The organism is Clostridium sp. N3C, from assembly GCF_900095445.1.
Classification (GTDB): domain Bacteria; phylum Bacillota; class Clostridia; order Clostridiales; family Clostridiaceae; genus Clostridium_AU.
In genome coordinates, this window is the sequence record NZ_FMJL01000064.1 from 1 (window position 1) to 16535 (window position 16535).

Here is a 16535-nt window from a genome sequence, read left to right on the forward strand (position 1 = left end):
CATATCCCTGGGGCTTTATTAATTATACTTCAAAGTACTTTGCTTCTTCTGATGCAAAGATAAGGCCACATACACTGGCGGCTGGTTTCATCATAAAGGTTTCTGTTAAGGATACACCTATATTTTCCTCTCCTTTTAGCAAGTCAAATAGTTTTGTCTTTTCATCATGATTTTTTAAACAAGGATAGCCAAAGGCTGGTCTTATACCCTTATACTTTTCCCTGAACAGATCTTGAATAGAAAGATTTTCATCTGGAGCATATCCCCAATATTCTCTTCTTATCTGCATATGAAGATATTCTGCAAAGGCTTCTGCCAACCTGTCCGCCAAAATCTTTACCATTATAGCTCTATAATCATCACCTTCTGCATTTAGCTTTTCAACATATTCTTCTACACCAATACCGGCTGTAACTATAAAACCTCCAATATAATCTGCCCTACCGCTATCCTTTGGAGCAATATAGTCTGCTAGGCATCTATACTCTTTCTTAGCATTTACCTTCTGTTGTCTTTGCATATTGAAGGTTGTTAGAATCTTATTTCTATTTTCATCACTATAAATCTCAATATCATCCTCCACTGAATTAGCGGGGAATATTCCAAAAACTCCCTTGATGGTTAATACATTTTCCTTTTCAAGAAAATCCAACATCTCCTCTGCATCCTTCATAAGCTTCTTAGCTTCCTCAGCATATTTAGAATCCTCAAGGATTTGTGGGTACATTTCCTTCATTCCCCAAGCAACGAAGAAGAAAGTCCAATCAATATATTTCCTTAACTCACTTATAGATAGATTATCTACATTCTTAACACCAATAAAGCGTGGCTTATCAATTCTAGCCTTATCCCAGTCTATTTTAAATTTCTTTTCTCTAGCTACCTCTAATTTTTCAATGTTTCTATCCATCTTATAATAATTTTCACGTCGTTGCTTATATTCAGCATTAACCTCCGCTAAATAAGCTTCCCTAGTTTCCTTATTTGCTAATCTTTTAGCTGCTTCTACTGCCTTTGAAGCGTCAGTTGTATGAACAACCCTTGGATACTTAGTAGCTATTTTTAAAGCAGTATGAGTTTGTGAAGTAGTAGCTCCTCCAACCATAAGAGGAATGTCAAAGCCCTGTTTTGCCATCTCCTCTGCCACATGACACATTTCTTCTAAGGAAGGAGTAATCAAGCCACTTAGAGCTATAATATCAGCCTTTTCCCTCTTAGCTGTCTCCAATATTTGTTCGCAAGGAACCATTACTCCTAAGTCAATAACTTCAAAGTTATTACAAGCCATAACCACCGAAACAATATTTTTTCCAATGTCATGTACATCGCCCTTTACTGTTGCAAATACAACCTTGCCAGCACTGCTTTTTTCTCCTCCACCTTTTTCCGCTTCTATATAGGGCATAAGCACACTAACAGCCTTCTTCATAACTCTAGCACTCTTTACTACCTGAGGAAGGAACATCTTTCCTGCTCCAAATAAATCTCCAACCACATTCATTCCATCCATTAAGGGACCTTCGATAACCTCAAGAGCCCTGCTATAATAAGTCCTTGCCTCTTCCACATCCTCTTCTATAAAATCCGTCATTCCCTTAACCAGAGCATATTTTAGCCTTTCTTCTGCAGAGCTTTCCCTCCATTTTAACTTATTTTCTGTATGAGAGACTTGGGTATTTTTATAGTTCTCTGCAAATTCTATAAGTCTTTCCGCTGCTTCTGGACTTTTATTTAATACCACTGCCTCCACCACTTCTAACAGATCCTTGTCAATTTCGTCGTAGATCTGTATCATACCGGGGTTAACTATGCCCATATCCATTCCAGCCTTAATAGCATGGTACAAAAATACCGAATGCATAGCCTCTCTTATAGCATTGTTTCCTCTGAAAGAAAAGGACAGATTGCTCACTCCACCACTAACCTTTGCATAGGGCAGATTTTCTTTTATCCAAGCGGTAGCCTTAATAAAGTCCACAGCATAATTATCATGTTCAGGTATTCCTGTAGCTATAGCTAAGATATTAGGATCAAAAATAATATTTTCTGGAGGGAAATGAACTTCCTTTACCAGTATGTCGTAGGCCCTCTTACATATCTCTATTTTTCTTTCAAAGGTATCTGCCTGACCCTGCTCATCAAAGGCCATAACCACTACCCCTGCACCATATTTATTAATAAGTTTTGCCTGCCTAATAAACTCTTCCTCTCCAACCTTTAATGATATAGAGTTTACTATAGGTTTACCTTGAATAGCCTTTAATCCCCTTTCAAGCACCTTAAAATCGGAGGAATCTATCATCACCGGCACCTTTGCTATGTCTGGTTCACTGGCTAAAAGTTTTAAGAATCTATCCATTTCTTCTTCTGCATCTAGTAAAGCATCATCGAAATTTATATCTATAATTTGAGCTCCGTTCTCTACTTGCTCCTTAGCAATAGACAGCGCCTCTTCATACTTTTTCTCCCTAATTAACCTAGCAAATTTAGCAGAACCAGCTACATTGGTTCTTTCTCCTATATTTACAAAATTACTTTCCTTATTTACTCTTACTGCCTCTAGACCACAAAATACCGTTTCCTTTTCCAGCTTAGGAATAACCCTAGGCTTCACATCAATTAAACACTGTGAAATTGCTTTTATATGTTCTGGAGTAGTACCACAACAGCCTCCTACCATATTCAAATGTCCTTCCTCTGCCAGTTCCTTTACTACAGCGGCGGTTTCCTCTGGTAACTCATCATACTCTCCCAAGGCATTAGGTAAACCAGCATTAGGATAAAAACTTATATACAAACTCTGGGATTTTGAAAGCTCCTTTATAAAAGGAACCATATCTCTAGCACCAAAGGCACAGTTTAAGCCTATGCTAATAACTCTACGATTTTTCAAACTCTCTGCAAAGGCTTCCAAAGTCTGTCCCGATAGCACTCTACCACTGCTATCTGTAATAGTACCTGAAAGCATTATAGGCAAGTCTAGGCCCTTTTTCTCCAATACATTATCTGCGGCCATTATAGCTGCCCTAGCATTCAAGGTATCAAAGATGGTTTCTATTAATAATATATCCACACCGCCATCTACAAGCCCCTCAATCTGCTCCTCATAGGCTGCCAGCAGCTCATCAAAGCTTATATTTCTCACTCCTGGATTTTCCACATCTGGAGATATGGAGGCTGTTCTATTAGTAGGCCCAATAGAACCTGCCACAAACCTAGGCTTATTAGGATTTTTTGCAGTATATTCCTTCACTAGCTCCTTAGCTAGCTTGGCACCATAATAATTCAAATCATAAACCTTATTCTCAAGACCATAATCCCCTTGAGATATTCTATTACTATTAAAGGTATTAGTTTCAATAATATCTGCCCCTGCCTCAAGATACTCCCTATGAATGTCTGCAATTATTGACGGATTGGTAATATTTAAAATGTCGTTGTTGCCCTTTTGATTCCTGTTACAGGCACAGGAACCTCGGTAGTCCTCTTCCTTTAAAGCTCTCTTTTGGATACTAGTCCCCATAGCCCCATCAAGAATTAGTATTCGCTCCTTTAAATGTTTTTCCAATTGAAACCGCATCTTATAGCCCCCTATAATTAAATTTCTAATAAAAAAAGCTTCCAAAATAGGAAGCTATAGTTCTAAAAAACTAAACAGCTTCTTATCTTTCAGCCATAGGCTGCAGGATTTAGCACATTCTAGCTCATGCTAGTGTTGCTGGGTTTCATTGGGCCTTTCCCTCCACCTCTCTTGATAAGAACTATTTTCATTTTATATTAAGTATATATTTTATTAAGTTTATAGTCAATAAAGTCTTTTTTATTTAATGTTTTAATAATAGATTACTTCAAGTACATTTTCTTCTTCTACTATAGCAATAGGAGCAGATTTTCCATCATCATTACCTAGACCAGATACAGATTTGTACTCTATATTAGAATAATCCATAACTTCAACATACACATATTTTCCTACTAATATTTTATCAAAAACTACATCAGCTCCCTGCTCAGAAACCTGTTGATCAAGCAATACTACTGAACCATCTTCTTTAATATCGTATAAGGAATAGGTTAAGTTTCCACTTATTTGACCATCATAATTTAATCTACTTTTAACAACTAGGGAAGATGTCTTCTGATAATTTATATCTAAATGAACAGGTGCTTCTGTAATCTCAATAGGTGCTGATTGCGCATCTGAGTTGCCTAGTCCTTCCACTGGTTGCAATAGGTCATAGTCCACATCCTTTGCCTTAACAAAAACATATTTACCAACTACAATATTTGAGAAATTAACTACACCATTGCTATCAGCCTTTGCCTCTCCAAGAAGCTTATAATCACCTTCTCCTTGAATATCGTATAGCTCATATGTAATTGGTGTTGTTACTGGCTCCCCTGTAGATAAATATTTCTGCTGAAGGGTTAAGGAAGAAGTCTTTAAAAACTTCACATTTATATTGTTATTTCCTTTATTGATAGTAATAAAACCAGATAAAGCATCTGCACCAATACCTTCAAAAGCCTGTAGCTTTAGTCCTTCAAGGTTTGTAGCCTTAACATACACAGCGCTTCCTACTGGGATGTCCTTAAATACTACATTACCTTTTTTATCAGATTTAGCACTGGCAGCCTTTGTGAATTGTCCATTTTCATAAGTGAACAAGTCATATGCTACACCTTCAACAGCTCTATTCTTATAATCCTTATTGCTTATAGTTAAATTAGACTTTTCTACTTTCTGCTTTTTCACAACAGGTATCATTATCTCTGACTTACCAGCAAAGGTTAATAAATTTCCATGTCCTTGTCCATTTCTTTGGCCTTTGCCTATCTTATAAGTAATGCTAGAATAGCTAGTTTTGCCATCCTTACCGAAAATAGAACCCTCAGTTACATTTATTTCATAGCCTTCTGGTACCTCTACACTTAGATAATATCCATCTAGTGTGTTATTAAATACTGGAAAGTAGAAACTTGCTTTTCCATTTATATTTGAATAAGTAAATGGTGAAATAGAAGTAGGATTTGACCAATGGTTTATTGATATTTTAACATTAGCCATAGGAGAGTCACCATTCTGACCTTTCTTATTATAAACCCCATCTCCATCCTTGTCATAGAAAACAAAAATATTATCGAATTTAACTATATCTACCTTGAAAAATTTAAAATATTTCTCTAAATAATCTTTGGTTTCATTAAATTTGTCCCACTGGTCAGCACACATTAAATTACCTGGTATTATATCCATGGTATGAGCCTTGGCAATAATTCTCGTTGGAGCTAATGCCAAGGTTAATGCCATAAGACCAACCAAAACTCTGTTTTTCATTCTCTTAGAAACTTTCTTAATCATTTTTCAACCTCCAATAATATCCTCAGTTCTTTCTGTTTTAATCCAACTTTTGAAGCCCATAAGATGTCTAAAAGCAGCTAAAACTACAGCAGGAACTTGAAGCAAGGCATATAGTGGCATAAACATTCCTGCTAAAATACACCTAAGGAACCCTTCTCTGCTGTCTCTCCAGTAATTTATAGAAAATAATATACCCGGCAGATAAATAATGAGACATAAAATTGCCAATAACAAGCCTTGATAGAATGGCGAAAACTTACCTAAACTATCAAACAAAATGGTAGTACCATTAATATAGGATGTTAATATTAAAATCCATGATACTATTAGCACAAAAGTGGACATTAAGGTAATTATCGGCAACGACAAAAAATGAAAAATATCAGCCTTTCCCCATTTAGATAAATATTTAGACTTTAAAACATCTTTAATATAAGGTAAGCACTGCAAGTAGCCCTGAGCCCAACGAGCCCTTTGCTTAACATACTTCCCATAGGTCATTACCCCTTGCTGATAGATGTTCTCATCCTGTAAAATTCTTGTTCTCCAGCCGGATAAAAGTAGCCTTAAGCTAAAGTCAAAATCCTCAAGCAGGCATTTACTCCAAGGTTTATCCCCTAGAGTTTTCATAGCTGTTAATCTATTAAACTGTCCATTACCAGCAGCAGCTACAGTTCCCATATACTCTCTAGTATTTTGCATTCTATTAATGTAGGAAAAAAACTCTATGTCCTGTAAGAATGGTAGCATATGATCTCTTGTTGAAATTCCAATTCTTACTCTAGCCTGTACCATACCAGCCTTCTTATCATGATAGAAAATTTCCTTTACCCTTTGCAAAAGACTAGGCTTTATAAAGGTATCTGCATCTAGAATTCCTACTATCACTTCTTCAGGATTGAAGTTATTCTGCTCAACATGCTCTAGTACCTTGCCATATGCATAATTTAATGCTTCACCCTTTCCCTGTCTTGCATCAGGTAAGACTCTATTGACTATAATTAACTTATCTGAATTAAAGCTCTCAAGAATTTCTAAAGTATTATCATCAGAGCCATCATTTATGGCTACCACATAAACCTTATCTAGCGCCATATCTAAAATATTCTTAATTGTACTTCCTATTACTTTAGCCTCATTTAAACAAGGAATTAGTAAATAGGTTGTAAAGCCTGTTATTTCTTCTTGATCCTCATATTCATTCATAACCGGTGGGAAAGCTAATAGCATAGCCACCCAAAAATAATATATCCCGTTGCACACACAGGACAAAATATACGCAATCAATAATATAGTATTTGTCATATTATCTTCTCCTGTATAGCTTGTCCGTTTTCATCCTTAACAAGCGGTATATTTTCTTCTATTGGCTTTTCATTTAAAGAGCTTATCTGTTTTGCAAAAGCCCTTTTTCTCTTTGTATACACTACATATCTAACGGTAAATATGAATATGGCAATCAAGATTCCCGCAATCATATAAGATACAGGTAAAATAAAATTGAACTCACCCAAAAAAATTCTTTTAATAAAGTCCACTCTCAATCCTCCTTTAGCTTTTTCTCTTTAGTATAAGCCTTTACTTTTTTTAGCTTATACACTTTTAAGTTCAGCCATAAAAAAATTCCTGCTAGAACTGAAACAAAAATTGCTATAACAGGCAATAGCCATAAGAGAGAAATAAATAAATTGCTCATAATTCCTTCCTTCTTAATTAATATTCTTATGTACACTTGTAAAACTACAAATTAAAACAAAAATCATCACAAATTCCTTGTAATCGTATAACCACCTCTTCACTAATATATTATTTTTTTCATTAATTTACATATTATCCTAGCAAATTTCTGTTGTCAATTATAAATTTAAAGAAATTATGTAAGAAGTAATCGGAAATTAGTAATAAATGTTAGAACCCAAGGAGTTTTCTTGACTGTTAATTTTTTATGAACATTATTAATTTTTTACCAATTTTATATTATAAAAGCAATTTAAAAAACCTCGCTCATTATGCGAAGCTTTCTTAATTTCCATAGAACTATATTACTTTTACTTAAATTATTACACACCTTTTATATATGTGACTGGAATCTTGTCTGCTAGCCATATATTATCATTACCTAAGTAAAATTTTACACCTTCCTCCCAAGCCTTTTTAGCAGCAATTTCAAGGATAACAGGCTTTGCATCATGTCTTTTACCTACCTGAAGAGCTGTTTCTATATCAATAGATAAGTGAACATATTGTCTGGCCTTTGGTAGTAGCCCCTGCTTCCTTATGGATTCAAGGAAATGTCTTGCAGTTCCATGATATAGGATTGCTGGAGGTTCTGTGCTTTCCTTTACTATTTTCATTGGTATAGAATGCCCATACAAAGCTCGAATCCTTCCATCAGCTATTTCAAATCTCTTTTTATCAGAATTCTGTATTATATACTGTAAATCTTCTATGGTTACGTAGGCACATCTACTATCTTTTCTTAAAGCATCCAACAATTTCTCTACACTGACCCATCCATTTTCATCTAATTCCAAGTCAAACTCCCAGGGAGCATGCCTAAGAGCATAGGATATTTTCTTGCTTAATTTAAGGTAATTCATAAGCTTCCCCTCCTTCAACATTAATTTATTTTGCAATTTACTTAACCTATACGCAAAAAGGCCTCTCATTTCTACGAGGCCTCGTTATTTAAGCTTATATTCCTTTATCTAGTATTCAACAACTTTATATTTGTGTTTCTACAAAGACAAAGCCTCCACCTTGCTTGGTGGTCTCATACCATAATGAAAGATCCACCTTTAACATAGAACCACCGTCTAAGATGTTTACAAAGGCACTACTGCCATCCTCTGCATATTCTAGAGCAACTATAGTAACCCAGTGCCATTGATCTAAATTCTTCTCATCACCATTACAGAGATTTAGAAAGGCTATAGGTGTGTCCTTATCAAGTCCTCTTTCAATGAATTTTAATACCTCTTGAAAGGCAGGTCGGCTCTTCTTGTCCTTTGGCACATCACAAAAGCTATATATAAGATTCTTTTCCTTAGCCTTTGAATATTTTAGTATGCCCTGATAAAACAACTTAGTATTAGGTATACCTCGAATTGTGGGGGTAACATACTGCCAAATCTCCTCCATGAGGGACACCCAGTGAGTTTTTCTATTAAAGTTATTATCTAAACTAAAGGCATCCTGTCTATGAACTAAATAGAAAATAATATTAGTAGCCACTGTAGGCCCGCAACCTGAAAGACGTTGCCATTTGCTAGTGTACCATTCTTGATCACAGCCATAGTAGGTTTTATTATCAACGTCATCATAAATTTTTAGTATATCTAAGTTAGATACGGCTTTTACATTCATAATCTCTTCTCCTATTAATGCCTTGATAATAGATGCTACCTACAGCTAAACTAATGTCTGCCTTCATTAAGCTTGCCCTATATTCATTATATTAATCTGTTTACCTGCATTATGTCAATGTAATATAGGTCAAATCAACATTTTACCATAGACCTTATCCTTCTTAACCAGACTTTGAATTAAGTTTATACAAAATCTTTCTTATACTATCCTCACTTAAATTATATCGTTCAGTAAGCTGTAAAATAGTGAAGCCTTCCTTGTAAAGCTTATAAATTTCTAGATTTCTTTTTCTTATACTTTCTCTAGTTCCATTCTTTTCGCCCCACCCTTTTCTTACTTCTTCCTTTGTTGGCACATAAATTAGTTCACCTTGAATATATTTTTGAAGTTCTCTCAATAGGGCTGGAGGCAAAACTTCCCTTCCATTTTTATACGCCAATTTATTGTCCTCCCTAACTCATCTATTAGAACTTTATTAGCTTTTTCACTATATATTACCCTGCTCATTATGAATCCCTCCTTAATAATTAGTATTAAAAAGTATATAAAAATCCCGCAGAAATTAACCATCTGCGGGATAAAAATTATCTTGCTATAATCTAATATATACAGCATATTTACTTAATTGAAGTTAATAAAAAACAGCACAACCTGCTGCTCTCACTTACTTTATTTAATGAAAACTCAGATGATGGTTAATTAATTAAATATTTAATTATTGATCTAATACCTCTACTTTTCTTAACATAATTAATTCCTCCATTCATCTGCTTATATTGAAACTGTTTCTTGTATATTTTCCCTGTAATTATAAAATACAGTAATTCATAATTATTGTCAAGCATACTACTCTCCTAACTAAACACCATATAACAGAGGAGGTATTGACCTCCTCCTAGCTCTCATTTAGGCTTTAATCCACCTCTTAGAAATAATCACTTCAACCAACCCCTTTACTAAATATTGACCGGTCAAGTTAATTATGTCACATGGAGTATTTTACTCTCAAGGTAAAAAATGATTATATCTAATTTTTCCTAATAGGATATAGTATGCTATCACTTAATTATTGGATTTTTTCTGAATATATTTATATGCAATCTCAATATATTTTTCATTTCTAGCTTCATAATTTAATTTAAGGACATCTTTTATTTCCTCTTGTGATAGTCCAAATTCATTTTTCAAAGCACTAGTATGCTTTTCTTTAAAGGAACTAACAATATCTTTTTCAATAGGATCTTCTACTAACTTTTCATTTATATTACATCTTTCCAATCCATCAAAAAGATATTGTATAGCAAATTGATAATTGGGATATTCTTTTTTCATTTCTTCTTCATATGACTGATAAGTATAACCATAATCACTTGTATAGGCAATTGTTTTAAATTCTTCATCTTGCTGATCCAATTCAGTAATATCATCAAGCATAAATACTAAATCTCTATAGTTACCTTCTTCAAATAAACTTTTAACTTTACTAATTCGATGAGTCCTATATTTACTATATGCAAAAATTCCTCCTACAGCTACAATAACCATCACCATTATTAAGAACATTAAAATCCTAACAGCATTAGTTCTTCTAGGATAATTATGCAACTTCATATTATAAGCTGAATTCGAATAGTCTGAACTCTTATCCTTTTTACTTTGATAGTCAGTACTTGAATAATTCTTATTCAAATTAAACTTATTGACACCTTCAAGTCTATTACCACACTTATTGCAAAATAAACTACCTTCTGGAACGAGGGCTCCACATCTTTTACAATCCATGTTATAATTGTTCCTTTCCAAACCCATTTAATTCATAACCTTAATTAAAATTCCACATCTTAATTATATCATATTTATATAAAAATTCCCCATATATAGTTAAATAATTATCAAACCTATATTGACAAGTTTTTTAATATTTTATATACTAAAAAACGCGATAAGGGAGTAGTTGGCACAAGTAATTGTGTAATAAAGTCAACATACTGATATTTATTATCTGGCTTTATTTTAAACAATGAGACTTATCTGCAGATTTTTCTGCAGATGGGTCTTTTTTATATTTTTATAAAATCTAATATAAAGGAGAGCAAAACATGACTTTAGTTGAATTATTTATTATTGCAGTAGGTTTATCAATGGATGCCTTTGCAGTAGCTATCTGCAGAGGGCTTTGCTTAAAAAAAGTAAACTTTAAAAACGCATCTATAGTTGGTCTATACTTTGGATTCTTCCAAGCTATAATGCCTTTGCTAGGATACATATTGGGAATACAGTTTCAGGATAAAATTACAGCTATAGACCATTGGATAGCCTTTGTTTTGCTTGCTATTATTGGTATTAATATGATAAAAGAATCAAGAGAAAAGAGCTGTGATATAGGCGCAGATTGTTTAGTTGAAGCTAATATAGACAACCCTCAAAAGAAAAACAATCCTCTACACTATAAAAAAATGTGTCTTCTAGCCCTTGCTACCAGCATTGATGCACTAGCGGTAGGTATTACCTTTGCCTTTTTAAAAATAAATATCCTTCCTGCCGTTTCCTTTATAGGAATCACAACATTTGTATTATCTGCAATTGCTGTTAAGATAGGAAGTGTATTTGGCTCAATCTATAAATCCAAGGCAGAGCTTACTGGAGGCATTATATTAATATTTATGGGGCTAAAAATATTACTTGAGCATCTAGGAATAATTAATTTTTAAAATCTAGCTACTAAATTTGATAGTAGCTATATTATTATAAGTAGCTTACTTTTATTAATTATATATGGTATAATACACCTAGGTGGTGATTAATATGGACAGATTTCATATGTGCCCTAAATTTGAAAGTGCTTTTGAATTACTAGGAAAGAAATGGACTGGACTTATTATTAGAACCCTTTTAAGCGGTCAAAAACGTTTTTCTGATATAGCAGAAGCTATTCCAAATATGAGTGCAAGGATGCTTACAGAAAGATTTAAAGAGTTAGAGAGCGAAGGTATTGTAGTTAGAAAGGTTTACCCAGAAATCCCCGTACGTATAGAATATGAGCTCACTGAAAAGGGTAAGGAACTTGAACCTGTTATGAATGAAATACAAAAGTGGGCAGAAAAATGGAACTAGTAAAAGAACTAATAATAACTTAAAGAAGGAATCTCCAAACAGTTTTAGAGATTCCTTCTTTTTTATTTTAAAAACTTGACTATTTGAAATATAGGTGTATAATTAAACTAAAGTTAATTACTTTTAGTAACTCAATTAATTAATTATTTTTACTGTATTTATGTTAGTCGATAAACAATTTTTATTATAGATAAACAATTTTTATTATATCTAATTAGAAATTATAATCTTTAAGGAGAATTTAAATGTTAAGAAAAATAGAAAGCAAAAATATGGGTAGTAGCGATATGGGCTGGCTAAAAAGTATATTTCACTTCTCTTTTGCTCAGTACTATAATCCTTATAATATGAACTTTGGTGTTTTAAGGGTTATAAATGATGATTTAGTACAAGCTAACACCGGTTTTGAGCTTCACCCCCATAGGGATATGGAGATAATATCATACGTTGTAAGAGGTCAACTAACTCATGGAGATAGCATGGGCAATAGAAACAGCTTAGGCCGTGGGCATGTTCAATACATGAGTGCCGGAACCGAAGTTTATCACAGCGAGCATAATCTTGGAGAGGAAACCTTAAGATTCTTGCAAATATGGATTTTGCCTGATAAAAAAGGTCACAAGCCTAACTATGGCGATTACAGTTTTGCTTGGGATGATAGAAAAAACAAATGGCTTCATATGGTCTCAAGTAAAACAGGAGATGCTGAAATAAAGATAAATCAAGACATAAATATATATTCAACGGAACTTGATAAAGGAAAAGAAATCAGCTTTCCAGTAAAGGAAGACAGACAGGCCTATTTAGTTCAAATAGAAGGAAGATCCTCAATTAATGATGTTGATATATATGAAAGAGATGGAATGGAAATAGTTGAAGAAGATTTATTGATTAAAGCAATAGAAACTTCCCACCTATTAATTATTGAAATGAATAAACAAGCTTTATCAAGATAAATAATAAGTAAGATAGATATTATATTTTTAGGAGGTATTTAATATGTCAAAAGATTTTTTAACTGCAATTAAAGATAGACGTTCAATTTATGGAATTAGTAAGGACTCCCCTATTTCAAATGACAGAATTAAGGAACTTATAGAGCATGCTGTAAAGTACACCCCATCAGCCTTTAATTCTGAAAGTGCCAGGGTAGTTCTACTATTAGGAAAGGAGCATGACAAACTCTGGGATATTACCAAAGAAGCTTTAAGAAAAGTTGTACCAGCAGAAAATTTTGCTCCTACTGAGGAGAAGATTAATTCTTTCAAAAGTGGTTATGGAACTATCCTCTACTTTGAAGAAACAAGTATAATTGAATCTCTTCAACAGCAATTTGCTCTTTATAAGGATAACTTCCCAGTTTGGGCCCAGCAATCAAACGGAATGCTCCAGTTCGCTATATGGACTGCCTTAGAAATGGAAGGCTTAGGTGCATCCTTACAGCACTATAATGAACTTATTGAAGATGATATAAAGAAGGAATGGAATATCGCAAGCTCATGGAAGTTAATTGCTCAGATGCCTTTTGGAAAACCTACAGCAGCTGCTGGCGAAAAACAATTCCAGCCATTAGAAGATAGGGTTAAGGTATTTAAGTAATCTTGTATTGCATCTATTAATTAACTAGCCCAACAGTTTTAAAGGCTGTTGGGCTAGTTTTTTTGTATAATTTATAATCTCAACTGAAATAATTGTTGCCAGTTTATATTCTCATACCCAATGGCCTTATAAGACTGATGAGCTTCTTTCCTATGACCACCAGATCGCAATCTAATTTCTGAATAACCTTTTTCCTTGGCCCACTGCTCTGCCTTTTTCATTAATTTTGTACCAATTCCCTGCTTTCTAAAGTCTTTATCAACTACTAATACACCAATTTCAGCATATTCAAGTTCAAGTAAGTGCTTGCCCAATACATGTACCCATCCTACTGTATATAAATAAAAAACTCATGTCAAAGGCAAAGCATAGTCAAAGCCATGAGCCATCTAAACTTCACCGTATTTCACTATTTTTCTTCAGATAAAAAAGTCATATCAAAAGTAACCCCTTTTCCCTATATATTCTTCTACTATTTTCCTAATTTAAATTTAATTTTAGATAAAAAAGTCATGTCATGAATAAGGAAAAGTTAAAAAGTAAAAGGGGAAAGTTGTTTTCAATATCTTTCATCAATACTCCATTCAAATCCTTTAAAATCAATGTCTTTAGCCTTATACCTTACTCCTTAACCCTAACAATCCTAAAACAAAAATCATGGCTCCAATAAGGTTTTCTACCCTATTTTCACCATGACTTTTAACATGACTTTTTTATTTTTAACACAACTTTTTTATTCGTGACACGAGTTTTTTAGAGTTATACAGTAATCTTTAATCAAATTTTTTAATTTAAATAAGTTTTTTACCTAACATTACTCAACAGTAACAGACTTAGCCAAATTTCTAGGCTTATCCACATCACAGCCCTTAAAGGTTGCTACATAGTAGGATAATAACTGAAGTGGTATTACTGAAAGTACTGGTGCTAGTATTGGTAATGTTTTTGGAATATATCTTGCAACGTCTACTGATTTTTCTATTTCATTGTGTCCTTCAAAGGCAAATCCTAGTACTTTTGCCCCTCTAGTTTTTACTTCCTTTATATTGCTTACCATCTTGTCATATAAGCTATCTTGAGTTGCTAAAGCAATAACTACTGTTCCATCCTCTATAAGAGCTATTGGACCATGCTTTAATTCTCCAGCGGCATAGGCTTCAGAATGAATATAGGATATCTCCTTTAACTTTAAGGAACCTTCCATAGCAACAGCATAGTCCACCCCTCTGCCTAAGAAGAACATATCCTTGCGGTTATAGTTCTTGGAAGCAAACTTTTGAACTACTTCCTTAGTCTCTAGAACCTTCTCTGCCTTTTCTGGTAATAGAAGCATTTCATTCTTATATTCTTCTAATTCTTCGCTGCTTAAAGTTCCCTTATTTTGAGCAAAGAATAAAGCTATAATATACATTGCTATAAGCTGAGTTACATAGGCCTTAGTAGAAGCTACAGCAATTTCCGGTCCTGCCCAGGTGTATAATACATCATCTGCCTCTCTAGCTACGGAGCTACCTACTACGTTTGTAATTGCTAAAACTCTAGCCTGCTTTTCCTTAGCTAGTCTTAATGCTGCTAAAGTATCGGCGGTTTCACCGGATTGACTTATTACTATCATGAGGGTCTTATTATCTATAATAGGATCTCTATATCTAAACTCAGAAGCAATATCAACCTCTACTGGAATCCTTGCTAGTTTTTCTATAGCATACTTACCTACTACCCCTGCATGATAAGCAGTACCGCAGGCAACTATATATATTTTATTTAATTCATTAATTTGCTCTTTAGTAATAGTTATATCATCCAACTTAATTGGTTGTCCCTTTACTATTCTTGAAGTCATAGTATCTCTTATAGCCTTTGGTTGTTCATGAATTTCCTTTAACATGAAATGCTCATAGCCACCTTTTTCTGCTGCATCCGCATTCCAAGTTACGTGATATACTTCCTTCTTTACTTCTTCCTTATCCTCTGTTAGGATTTTTACTCCATCTCTTGTAAGTACAACAAATTCTTTATCATTTAGCAAGTATACATCTCTTGTATTGTTTAATACTGCTGGGATATCAGAAGCTATATAATATTCTTCCTGTCCTAGTCCTACTATTAAGGGACTATCCTTTCTAACTGCTACTAGCTTATCTGGTTCCTCTGTACATATTACCCCGATAGCATAGCTTCCTTCCATCTTTGAAACAGCCTTAATAACAGCATCAAGAAGGTCACCATTATAATAGTATTCTATTAAGTTTGGAATAACCTCTGTATCAGTCTCTGTATGAAATTCATATCCTTTTGATATTAATCTTTCTTTAATACTTAAATAGTTTTCTATTATTCCATTGTGAACTACGCTAATAGTTCCCTTATAACTATTATGAGGATGTGAATTTATATCAGAAGGCTCTCCATGAGTTGCCCATCTTGTATGACCTATTCCTAAAGAACCAAAAACAGGATCATTTTTTATCTTTTCCTCTAAATTTACTAATCTTCCTTTACACTTAGAAACCTTTAATTCTCCATCTTTTAATACTGCAACTCCTGCAGAGTCATAACCTCTATATTCTAACTTTGATAATCCATTAATCAAAAAAGGTGTTGCTTCTTTTTTACCAATATAACCTACTATTCCACACACTATTGTTCATCCTTTCTTATGACTTATTTTTGATAATAAGCCACCTACAACAGATAGAATCTATCTGCTTTTGCCCTTTTGGTACTAATTATTTATTAGCATTCCTTGAAAGCCATAATATAGGCAGCGAAAGGAATCACACCCCATTGATTTTGTGCCACAAATCACTTTGCGGTTTTATCAATGTTTAACGGTAGTGTGCTACCGTGGGGCATCCGCCGAAAATCTCGATACTCCCCAACCTCGTCAACTTAAGCCTAGACTCAAGTTCTGGCGCTTTAATACTTTATATTCCCTATCCCCCTTTCTCTCTTTTGAATAAGGGCCTTCTTTATGGTGGCAAGTACTATCCTAATAGCCCATTTTTAATAATGATAGAAAAACATTTCCCTTATAAACATAGGCTACTATATGTACAACTTTATCTGTCTAATACATTATATTTATCTT

At 33.8% G+C, this 16535-nt stretch carries 15 protein-coding genes, 1 pseudogene and 1 riboswitch; of the genes and pseudogenes, 4 read left to right on the forward strand and 12 right to left on the reverse strand.

Annotated features, from left to right (window positions below; genetic code table 11):
- Positions 1 to 22 precede the first annotated feature (22 nt).
- From metH to N3C_RS13425, 10 genes are all read right to left on the reverse strand, one after another.
- Positions 23 to 3580, reverse strand: a complete 3558-nt coding sequence (metH, locus tag N3C_RS13390; RefSeq protein WP_083604566.1) for a methionine synthase — start codon at positions 3578 to 3580, stop codon at positions 23 to 25.
- A 79-nt stretch (positions 3581 to 3659) separates the two neighbouring features.
- Positions 3660 to 3761: riboswitch (SAM riboswitch) on the reverse strand.
- Positions 3762 to 3832: 71 nt separating this feature from the next.
- Positions 3833 to 5362: a prealbumin-like fold domain-containing protein gene (locus N3C_RS13395; RefSeq protein WP_074366520.1), complete on the reverse strand. Its 1530-nt coding sequence runs from the start codon at positions 5360 to 5362 to the stop codon at positions 3833 to 3835.
- A gap of 3 nt (positions 5363 to 5365) precedes the next feature.
- Positions 5366 to 6592: a glycosyltransferase gene (locus tag N3C_RS13400; RefSeq protein ID WP_178377833.1), complete on the reverse strand. Its 1227-nt coding sequence runs from the start codon at positions 6590 to 6592 to the stop codon at positions 5366 to 5368.
- A 71-nt stretch (positions 6593 to 6663) separates the two neighbouring features.
- Positions 6664 to 6900 (reverse strand): hypothetical protein, encoded by a 237-nt coding sequence (locus tag N3C_RS13405; protein ID WP_074366522.1) that lies wholly within the window; start codon positions 6898 to 6900, stop codon positions 6664 to 6666.
- A 2-nt stretch (positions 6901 to 6902) separates the two neighbouring features.
- Entirely contained in the window at positions 6903 to 7058 is a 156-nt protein-coding gene (locus tag N3C_RS15155; RefSeq protein WP_178377834.1) for a hypothetical protein, read from the reverse strand.
- Positions 7059 to 7422: 364 nt separating this feature from the next.
- Positions 7423 to 7962, reverse strand: a complete 540-nt coding sequence (locus N3C_RS13410; RefSeq protein WP_074366523.1) for an RNA 2'-phosphotransferase — start codon at positions 7960 to 7962, stop codon at positions 7423 to 7425.
- Positions 7963 to 8086: 124 nt separating this feature from the next.
- Positions 8087 to 8728 (reverse strand): hypothetical protein, encoded by a 642-nt coding sequence (locus N3C_RS13415; protein WP_074366524.1) that lies wholly within the window; start codon positions 8726 to 8728, stop codon positions 8087 to 8089.
- 163 nt (positions 8729 to 8891) lie between these two features.
- Positions 8892 to 9170 carry a CD3324 family protein gene (locus tag N3C_RS13420; RefSeq protein ID WP_074366525.1) on the reverse strand — a complete coding sequence of 93 codons (279 nt, stop codon included), beginning with the start codon at positions 9168 to 9170 and terminating at the stop codon, positions 8892 to 8894.
- Positions 9171 to 9426: 256 nt separating this feature from the next.
- On the reverse strand, positions 9427 to 9576 hold the full coding sequence (locus N3C_RS15160) for a hypothetical protein (protein WP_178377835.1): 150 nt from the start codon (positions 9574 to 9576) through the stop codon (positions 9427 to 9429).
- Positions 9577 to 9793: 217 nt separating this feature from the next.
- Positions 9794 to 10513 carry a zinc ribbon domain-containing protein gene (locus tag N3C_RS13425; protein ID WP_143312682.1) on the reverse strand — a complete coding sequence of 240 codons (720 nt, stop codon included), beginning with the start codon at positions 10511 to 10513 and terminating at the stop codon, positions 9794 to 9796.
- A 317-nt stretch (positions 10514 to 10830) separates the two neighbouring features.
- Between N3C_RS13425 and N3C_RS13430 the strand changes: the two genes are divergently transcribed.
- The 4 genes from N3C_RS13430 (at position 10831) to N3C_RS13445 (ending at position 13444) form a co-directional block, all read left to right on the forward strand.
- Positions 10831 to 11442 carry a manganese efflux pump MntP gene (locus N3C_RS13430; protein WP_074366527.1) on the forward strand — a complete coding sequence of 204 codons (612 nt, stop codon included), beginning with the start codon at positions 10831 to 10833 and terminating at the stop codon, positions 11440 to 11442.
- Between the two features lie 94 nt (positions 11443 to 11536).
- Entirely contained in the window at positions 11537 to 11845 is a 309-nt protein-coding gene (locus N3C_RS13435; RefSeq protein WP_074366528.1) for a winged helix-turn-helix transcriptional regulator, read from the forward strand.
- 245 nt (positions 11846 to 12090) lie between these two features.
- A complete protein-coding gene (locus N3C_RS13440; RefSeq protein WP_074366529.1) occupies positions 12091 to 12801 on the forward strand; it encodes a pirin family protein in 711 nt (236 codons plus the stop codon).
- A gap of 43 nt (positions 12802 to 12844) precedes the next feature.
- Positions 12845 to 13444: a nitroreductase family protein gene (locus N3C_RS13445; RefSeq protein ID WP_074366530.1), complete on the forward strand. Its 600-nt coding sequence runs from the start codon at positions 12845 to 12847 to the stop codon at positions 13442 to 13444.
- A gap of 71 nt (positions 13445 to 13515) precedes the next feature.
- Here the strand turns inward: N3C_RS13445 and N3C_RS13450 are convergent.
- Positions 13516 to 13761: pseudogene (locus tag N3C_RS13450) on the reverse strand (GNAT family N-acetyltransferase); the annotation flags it as partial.
- Between the two features lie 497 nt (positions 13762 to 14258).
- Positions 14259 to 16085 carry a glutamine--fructose-6-phosphate transaminase (isomerizing) gene (glmS, locus tag N3C_RS13455; RefSeq protein ID WP_074366532.1) on the reverse strand — a complete coding sequence of 609 codons (1827 nt, stop codon included), beginning with the start codon at positions 16083 to 16085 and terminating at the stop codon, positions 14259 to 14261.
- Between the last annotated feature and the right edge of the window lie 450 nt (positions 16086 to 16535).